The organism is Pseudomonadota bacterium (genome assembly GCA_022361155.1).
Taxonomy (GTDB): domain Bacteria; phylum Myxococcota_A; class Polyangia; order Polyangiales; family JAKSBK01; genus JAKSBK01.
Map to the genome: position 1 here is coordinate 1 of JAKSBK010000133.1, position 8,510 is coordinate 8,510.

At 62.0% G+C, this 8,510-nt stretch carries 7 protein-coding genes; 6 read left to right on the forward strand and 1 reads right to left on the reverse strand.

Features of this window, described 5'->3' with window-relative positions; all coding sequences use genetic code 11:
• The 6 genes from MJD61_04475 to MJD61_04500 all read left to right on the forward strand — a co-directional run.
• A partial coding sequence (locus MJD61_04475; protein MCG8554532.1) for an IS3 family transposase occupies positions 1–673 on the forward strand: 673 nt, incomplete at its 5' end.
• A 167-nt stretch (positions 674–840) separates the two neighbouring features.
• Positions 841–2,139 carry a hypothetical protein gene (locus MJD61_04480; GenBank protein MCG8554533.1) on the forward strand — a complete coding sequence of 433 codons (1,299 nt, stop codon included), beginning with the start codon at positions 841–843 and terminating at the stop codon, positions 2,137–2,139.
• Between the two features lie 271 nt (positions 2,140–2,410).
• Positions 2,411–3,598, forward strand: a complete 1,188-nt coding sequence (locus MJD61_04485) for a glycosyltransferase family 4 protein (GenBank protein ID MCG8554534.1) — start codon at positions 2,411–2,413, stop codon at positions 3,596–3,598.
• Between the two features lie 51 nt (positions 3,599–3,649).
• Entirely contained in the window at positions 3,650–4,636 is a 987-nt protein-coding gene (locus tag MJD61_04490; protein ID MCG8554535.1) for a Gfo/Idh/MocA family oxidoreductase, read from the forward strand.
• Entirely contained in the window at positions 4,636–6,594 is a 1,959-nt protein-coding gene (asnB, locus tag MJD61_04495; GenBank protein MCG8554536.1) for an asparagine synthase (glutamine-hydrolyzing), read from the forward strand. Before MJD61_04490 ends, asnB begins: the two co-directional genes overlap by 1 nt.
• 138 nt (positions 6,595–6,732) lie before the next feature.
• Complete coding sequence (locus MJD61_04500) at positions 6,733–7,698, forward strand: SDR family oxidoreductase (protein MCG8554537.1); 966 nt, start codon at positions 6,733–6,735, stop codon at positions 7,696–7,698.
• 60 nt (positions 7,699–7,758) lie between these two features.
• Here the strand turns inward: MJD61_04500 and MJD61_04505 are convergent.
• A partial coding sequence (locus MJD61_04505; protein MCG8554538.1) for a hypothetical protein occupies positions 7,759–8,510 on the reverse strand: 752 nt, incomplete at its 5' end.

The following is an 8,510-nucleotide window of genomic DNA, read 5'->3' on the forward strand; positions in this document are numbered from 1 at the left end:
GTTTTTCGGCAGCCGCAAGATGGTCCAGGTCCTCAAAGCAGAGGGCCGGGAAGTCAACCGCAAGCGGATCCAGCGGCTGATGCGTGTGATGGATTTGGAAGGCATGGCCCCGAAGCCCAACACCAGCAAGCCAGCGCCGGAGCATCCAGTTTTCCCGTATTTGCTGCGGAACCTGAAGGTCTCGCGGCCGAACCAGGTGTGGGCCGCGGACATCACCTACATCCCGATGGCGCGCGGCTTCGCGTATCTGGTCGCGATCATGGACTGGTACTCGAGGCGGGTTCTGGCTTGGCGCTTGTCCAATACCCTGGACACCGGGTTCTGCGTAGAGGCGTTGCTGGACGCCCTGTCGCGCCACCCAGCGCCCGGCATCTTCAACACGGACCAGGGGGCTCAGTTCACCGCCGACGACTTCATCGAGGCGCTCCGGGACCGAGGAGTCCGCATCAGCATGGACGGCAAGGGCCGCTGCCTCGACAACGTGTTTGTGGAGCGGCTATGGCGCTCGCTCAAGTACGAGGAGGTCTACTTGCACGCCTACGACAGCATGTACGAGGCTCGGGCCGGTATCGGTTCGTACTTCAGTTTCTACAACTCACGACGCCCGCACCAAGCCCTGGGCTACCAGACTCCGGCCGCGTTCTACGACGGCTTGATCCACAGGGCTGCATAAGGTTATCCACGCTCAAACACAGACCGTTCACAGGTTACGAGTCTCCCCCCCGGACCCCCCCTCACAGGAAGCTCCCTTCGGTCGCTTCCGCCCCAATATGACGACGAAGATGATGGTCAAACCTCCAGCAGGAACTACCTTAACGGAACCCCATTTTGGTCCACAAAATGGGGTCCACCTCACACGGCACGCGGGCGATCGCCAAAGCTGTGCGTGTGTCGCGCGGCGCGGTACGCAAGGTGGTCGCCAGTGGCTCGTCCAAGGTGCAGCCACTGAACCGGCCCGAGAAAGCCGAGCGGCACCACGACGACATCGTGGAGCTGCTGGCGCAGTGCCAGGGCAATCTCGTGCGCGTCCACGAGGAACTCGAGGCGAACGGTGCCGAGGTGTCCTACCCTGCACTGACCGCGTACTGCCGCCGCCACGGCATCGGCCACGAGCCGAAGCAGCCTGCTGGACAGTACGACCACAAGCCGGGCAAGGAGATGCAGCACGACACCTCCCCGCACCAGGCGCACATCTCGGGTCGCGAGCAGAAGGTCCAGATCGCCGGGCTGGCGCTGGCCTACTCGCGGCTGGCGTACATTCAGCTGTACCCGCGCTTTACGCGCTTCGAGTGCAAGGTCTTCCTCGACGATGCGATCGACTACGTCGGCGGTGTCTGCGGGGTCTGCATGGTCGACAACACGAGCGTGATCGTTCTTCACGGAACGGGCGCCGACATGGTGCCGGTGCCGCAGATGGCGGCATTTGCCGAGCAACGCGGTTTCGAGTTTCGGGCGCACGAAAAGGGGGACGCCAATCGCTCGGCGGTCGTCGAGGGGCTGTTCAACTTCGTGCAGAACAACTTCCTTGCCGGCCGAGAGTTTCACAACTTCACTGAGCAGCGTCTGCGGGCTCTGTGGCGCAACAGGGCGCACCGCTTGCTGTCGCTCCTTCGCGGGCTGTTGCTCGAGCCCTTGACCCACACGTTCCACCACCCGGCGGACCAGATTCTCGCTGACCGTCGAACCGCTGTGATGCACCCGCCAGCGCTCGGCCGCCTCGCCAAACACGGTGCTGACTCCGAAGTCGAGCACCCGAGCCAGCATCTTCGGCGACAGCTCGCCCTGCGAGGGCAACCCAAGCTCAAGGTCCAACGGGTAGAATCCGTGCTCGCATCCCTCGCAGTAGTGATAGTGGCGCCGCAGTTCGATTTCGCCACTCATCGTCCGCAGCGTGCGTCTGCGGTCCTTGGCCTTGACGCCAGCCGCTTGGCCGCAACGGGGGCAAGGGCTAGGACCGCCGTCCTGCCGCTCCATCCTCTCCTGCACCACAAAGCGCAGCGTCTGCACATGGTCTGCGTGGCCGTGCTCTTCCACGGCTTCCTCCGCCTCCAGCATCTTGCGTCCGCTCAGCCGAGCCGCGCGACGCCGCGCCAGCTCCTCGTCCGTTACGTCGTCCAGATTCGTAGGGGGTTGCTTTGATCCAATCATCCCGTCTGTAGATCATAGCTCCGCAGCCCCACGCAAGACCCTCGGATCGGACCACCACACCAGGATCACTCCCGACACCCTCAAACCGGTCGTGCACCCGATCTCTTCCGTTGCCTTGTCGTTGTCGATTACCTTCAACATGGGTGGCGTGCCCTTCCTCCCGGCCACAACCGGGCTTCGGGTTCACTCACGCGGAAGGATACGCCGCCTGCCTCAAACCACCCATCCACAACTTCCGGTCATACCTCGCAGCGGGATGCACGTGACGCGCAGAATTGCCTACATCTACCACAGTTTCTATCCCTATACTCGGGATGGCGGTCCCAACGTTTCGTGTCGCCTGATCGTGGAGGCGCTTGCTGAGCGAGGGTTGCGGATCAGGATCGTGACGAGTCACGGCGAGCCGACTTACGCGTTGACGGACTGCCAGGTGGCACGGGGACGCGAGTACTTCGCGCGGCGCGGGATCGAAATCGACTACGTGGGTACTTCGAATCGCATGGATCCACGCCTGCCCATCGCCACGTGGAGGCGCTCACATGGTTACGTTCTTCACCTCAACGAGGTTTGGTCACTAACGCTGCTGGTGGGTGCTACACGACTCCTGCGCGGCGGAGCCGGACGGGTGGTCATCTCGCCCAGAGGGATGCTGCAGGATGGCTCGCTGCGAAGTCGACGGGCTCGTGCCAAGCAGCTTTCGCTACGTCTCACTTGGCCGATGTTGACGCGGGCCTACTGGCACGTCACCAGTTTAGAGGAGAGGGCCGCGCTTGAGAGCCGGGGTGTCGGCCCCGAGCGCATATTCACTATTCCGCACCCCGTGCCGATGGGCCCGGATCCACCCCATGGCACCAGCCGGAGCGGCTTCCTGTATCTCGGCAGGATTGCCAAGGTGAAGGGGTTGGATCTCCTCCTCGAGGGGTATGAGCGGGCGCTCGCACACGATCCTGGGCTGGACGACCTAACCCTTGCGGGGGCGGAGGAAAATTCTAGCTTTAGTGAGCTCGCGGCCGGATGTTCCCCGCAAGCCTTGGGGAAAATCCACTATCTGGGGGAAGTCCTTGGAGAGCGAAAGGCGACGTTGCTTTCAACGTCTCGCGCTTTGGTCAATACTTCGTACAGTGAGAATTTCGGCATGAGCATCGCGGAGGCGCTGGAGCGGGGAACGCCGGCAATAGCGTGTGAGGGAAGCCCCTGGCAGGTCCTGAACTCGCTCGCATGTGGCAGTTATGGAGAGCGTAGCGCCGAGCGCATAGCCTCGACGCTACTCGATTTCCAGCAGCGCTGCTCCACAGAGCTCACTGAGATGGGACACAGAGGCCGCGCCTGGATCGGGCAGCATCTCGCTCCTAGGGTCGTTGCAGACCAGTACGCACGGATGTATGCGATTGTTGGGAACGATCATCTGTCGGAACCTGCGCGCAGCAGCGTTTCGGAAAGGGGTTCTTGAAACGTGGACACGTTGAAGGTTGCTCTCGTTGGCAGTGGACATATCGCAGCAGTGAAGCACCTCCCTGCGATAGCCGCGCTAGCCCCAAGGGCGCGGGCCGTGGCGGTAGTCGATATCGACCGGGAGCAGGCGGGTACTCTAGCCGGCCGCTTCCAAATACAGGGCGTCTACACCGATCTTGAGGAGATGCTCTCGAAGGAGCGGCCGGATGTGGTTGACATCTGCACCCCTCCAAAGACTCACGCGCCGATTGCCGTCCAGTGCATCCAGGCCGGTGCGCACGTATTGTTAGAAAAGCCGATGTGCCAGACCGAGACAGAGTGCGACCAGGTTATGGCGGCCGCGAAGGAGCACAGACGCAAGGTCTGCATCGCTCACTCGGATCTCTTCTACCCCAGCTTCTACAAGGCACGGAAAATGTTGGAGCGTGGCGACATCGGCAAGTTCCGAGGCATGCGGATCCACCTGTCTACACCAGTGACCTACATCACCTCGAAGCCGGACCACTGGGCGCACAAGCTGCCGGGAGGAGTGTTCGGGGAGAGCGGTCCTCACGTCGTTTATCTGACCTTGCCCTTCATCAACCCCATTCGCGAGGTGCAGATCATCGGTAGGAAAGTACTTGAGGAGCATCCCTGGTCATCCTACGAGGACTACCGGCTCAATCTGATAGGCGATGAGGCGACGAGCTCGGTGTCCATGATCTACGACACAAAGCAGTGGTCGGGTCAGATCGATCTCTGGGGTGAAGACGGCACGCTGCGCGTCGACATGGAGAGTCAAGCCCTGATTCACACTCGCCGCGAGGAGTTGAAGCTGATCCCCGTCGGCCTTTCATCGCTTGGGGAAGCCGCCCAGATCTTGATGAGCGGGCTGGGTACCGGATTCGAGATGATGACGCGGCGCTACACGCAGACTCACCAGGCGCTCCTTGGCGCTTTCGTTGACGCGATCGTCGGTGACACCGAGTCGCCCGTGCCCGGAGAGCAAGGCAAAGAGACCATCCGCGTCATGAACATGATCACGCAGCAGCTCTGATGTGTGGTGTTGTGGGGGGGGTGGCGCTTCAGACGGCGCATCGTGAGGCGCTTGGGCGAGATGCCCAGAGCATGCTTTCAGCGCTGGACCATCGTGGTGGCGATGGGCGCGGGCTGAGCTGTTTCGGCTACGACGGAACCAGGGGGCTCGTCGAGGTGTCCGAGGAGGACGCCCCAAGCATTGTGCTCGGGCATTCGCGGATGGCGATCATTGACGTCTCGGACGCGGGCCTGCAGCCTATGCGGAGCCATGACGGTACATGCTGGATCTCGTTCAACGGCGAGATCTACAACTACATCGAGCTTCGGGACGAGCTCGGAATCAAGGGACACAGGTTTCGAACCGAGACCGACACCGATGTCCTGCTGGCTGCCTACAGGGAGTGGGGAGTCGGGTGTCTGACGCGGCTCAACGGGATGTACGCGTTCGCGGTGGTGGACGCCCTGAGCGGGAATGTGCTGTTGGCGCGGGACCCACTGGGGATCAAGCCGCTCTACTACTGTAGGGTTGGCGACACCCTGCTCTTCGCCTCGGAGATCAAGGGCATTCTGCGCAGCAGCCTGTACCAGCGTGATCTGGATACCGAGGCGGCGCATCACTATTTTAGCCTTCTTTACGTTCCGCATCCGCTCACGCTGTTCAAATCGATTCGTCAGCTTCCACCGGCTCACTATCTGCAGCTGAGGCTCAGGGACGCAAGCATCAGGGTCTTGCGGTATTGGCGTCCCCATCGGAGACCAGCAATCGAGCGCATGTCTCGGGGCGATGCGAATCAGGAGCTAAGGGCGGAGCTCACAGCCGCGGTCCGGCGGCAGATGCGGAGCGATGTCCCTCTTGGTTGTTTCCTGAGTGGAGGGGTGGATTCGACCATAGTGGCGGCTGCCATGAAGCAGGCGGCATCGAAGGTGCACACGTATACGGTCACCTTTCCTGAGCAGCAGTACCAATACTACGACGAGAGCGATGTGGCGCTGGCAACGAGTCAATACCTTGGCACCGAACATCACACGCTGCCGGTGCGCCTCAACGAGCCTGGGCTGCTGTTCCAACTTTTGGACCATTTCGACCAGCCGTTCGGAAACCCGACCTACTACCTGATGCACCTGATTTCGCGGGAGGCGCGAAAGCACATCAAGGTGGCGCTATGCGGCGCTGGCGGTGACGAGCTGTTCGCTGGCTACCCGCGCCATCGTGCGGTAATGCTTGCGAAGTGGGCACACTGGGTGCCGCGCCCACTTGTGGGGGCGGCCGCCGCTCTCTTATCCGCATCACGCCTGGCCGGTCGCAATGCGGTAGTGCGGCGCGCCCTCTCATTCGTTGAGGGTCTGGATCCGGATTTCTTTGTTCAGTACCTGAACTGGACGTATTTCTCTTCCGAGCAAGACAAATCGTCCCTGCTCGCGTTTCCGCATACCGGGTGCTCCTCGCCCGAGATCTTGCGTGGGCTATACGACGCAAGTGAGCTGTCGGATCCCGGCAACAAGCTCCTCGAGATGGATGTAGAGAGCTTTCTTGTGGACAATCTGCTGGAATACACAGACAAGATGAGCATGGCGGTGCCGATCGAGGTGCGCGTGCCGTTTCTCGACCATCGAGTGGTCGAGCTCGCGCTGAACATCCCCTTTCGAAACAAGCTCGGCCGTCGCCACACGAAGCTCCCGCTGCGCGAAGCCTTCAAGGATGCCTTTGTGCCCAAAGCGGCCAAAGCACCCAAACGCGGTTTCAATGTGCCGCTGGCTCAGTGGATTCGGGGAGAGCTGGGGATGTACTTCGAAGACGGAAGGGAACTGGCTGGCGCGCCGAGACGTCGCGGCCAGACATGGAAGGAGGGACTGCTGCGACCCGAAGCCATCCACCGTTACCGTGGAGAGCACGCTCGAGGACTCCGAGATCGCTCCTACGAGCTCTTCGGGATCATGATCTTCGACGCCTGGTACGCTCGCTTTCTTGGTGGCTAGAGCTCTTCGGTGTTCAGGTTGAGTCCGGGATCGAGGCTCGCGATTCGGTGACTCCTCAGGCTTAGCGCTCCCCCAACAGGTCGAGGCGACTTGACAGCTGATCACGGGGCGCGAGAGCCTGAGCCATGCGCACAACGAATCGGACCATGGTTACGGGGGGGGGGAGGCTTCATCGGGAGCCATCTTTGCGAGCGGCTTCTGCGGGAGGGCCATGAGGTTCTGTGTGTCGATAACTTCTACACTGGTGATAAACGGCACATTGCGGGGCTGTTGACGAACCCGTATTTCGAACTGCTGCGTCACGACATAACGTTTCCGCTCTACGTGGAAACGGATCGGATCTACAACCTGGCGTGTCCGGCAAGTCCGGTGCACTACCAGTTCGATCCAGTACAAACCACTAAGACTAGCGTCCACGGGGCCATAAACATACTCGGTCTCGCGAAGCGGCTGAAGGCGCGTGTGCTGCAGGCGTCCACGTCCGAAGTCTACGGTGATCCCCGCGTGCATCCGCAACCCGAAGGGTACTGGGGCAATGTCAATCCGATCGGACCACGGTCGTGCTACGACGAGGGCAAGCGTTGCGCCGAGACGCTTTTCTTCGACTACCACCGCCAGCTCGGGCTGGAGATCAAGGTGGTTCGTATCTTCAATACATACGGGCCCCGAATGCACCCGCAGGACGGACGCGTCGTGAGCAACTTCATCGTTCAGGCGCTCAGGGGCGAGCCCATCACGGTCTATGGGCGTCGCTCCCAGACACGAAGCTTCTGTTATGTCGACGATCTGGTGGACGCGCTGGTTCGAATGATGCACAGCCCGGCGGACTTCGTGGGGCCCGTCAATCTGGGCAATCCCGACGAGTGCACAGTCCTCGAGCTGGCGGAGCTCGTGCGGGAAATGACGGGGAATCAAAGCGAGATCACGCACGCGGATCTTCCAGAGGACGATCCCGTGCGGCGCCGGCCAGACATAGCACTCGCTCGTGAACAGCTGGGTTGGGAGCCCCGTGTCGGCCTGCGCGAAGGCCTCGCCCGAACGATCGACTACTTCGACAACCTGCTCCGGGAAAGCACGCCTCCGATCAAGGTGGTCCCCGGCTGACGCCAATCGCTCAGCGAGGCTCCCGCGCCCTATTCTTCCAGGAGTCGCACGACTCGTCCCCTACGAGCCGAAGACGTCGCTGGCGCCGGTTGCCCGCAAGGCGCGCTCGATCCATGCGCTCAGCTGCTCGGTGTCGGTACAGTCAAGGATGCGTTCCCGCTGCTCGAGGGTGACCGGGATGTCACGGACCTGTAGAATCTGCAGCAGTGCCTTGGCCTCCCCTTCGGCGCGCCCCTCTTGGCGTCCCTCTTGGCGTCCCTCTTGGCGTCCCTCTTGGCGCCCCTCTTGGCGCCCCTCTTGGCGTCCCCGAGCGAGGAAGCGCTTGGCAAAGGTGCTTTGGAACTCGTACTTGTTCAAATCCATAGCTTCGAGGGCCTTTCGGGCCGCTTCGCCGAGCGAGCCGTAGACCATGTCTGAGTATAGCAGGGCTTGCTCGCGGTCCAATCCTGCCAAGGCTCCGAGCGCTGCAACCGCTACCTGCAATGCCTGCTCGGGAGCCGCGCTCCCTCCATGTGCCATGGCCGATAGCACGGCGAGCTCGGGCGCGGCCCTGGCCTTGGCCTCATCGGCGACCACCGGTACCGCCTGCGGGCCCAGCACCAGAGGCTCGAATCGCCAGCCCGCTCCCAGTGAGATCGGTTGAGCGCACCAGGCAGCGATCTCGGCGCGGGGACTGACTACGAGCAGGCAAGCGTCGCAGCGCAGTCGCGCCCGCAGATTGACTACGTAGGCTGGCCAGCTGAAGGGCTTGGCATCGTCATGGCCGAGCTGTACCTCCAGCACGATGCCCAACACCGGGCGGCCGTCGCACA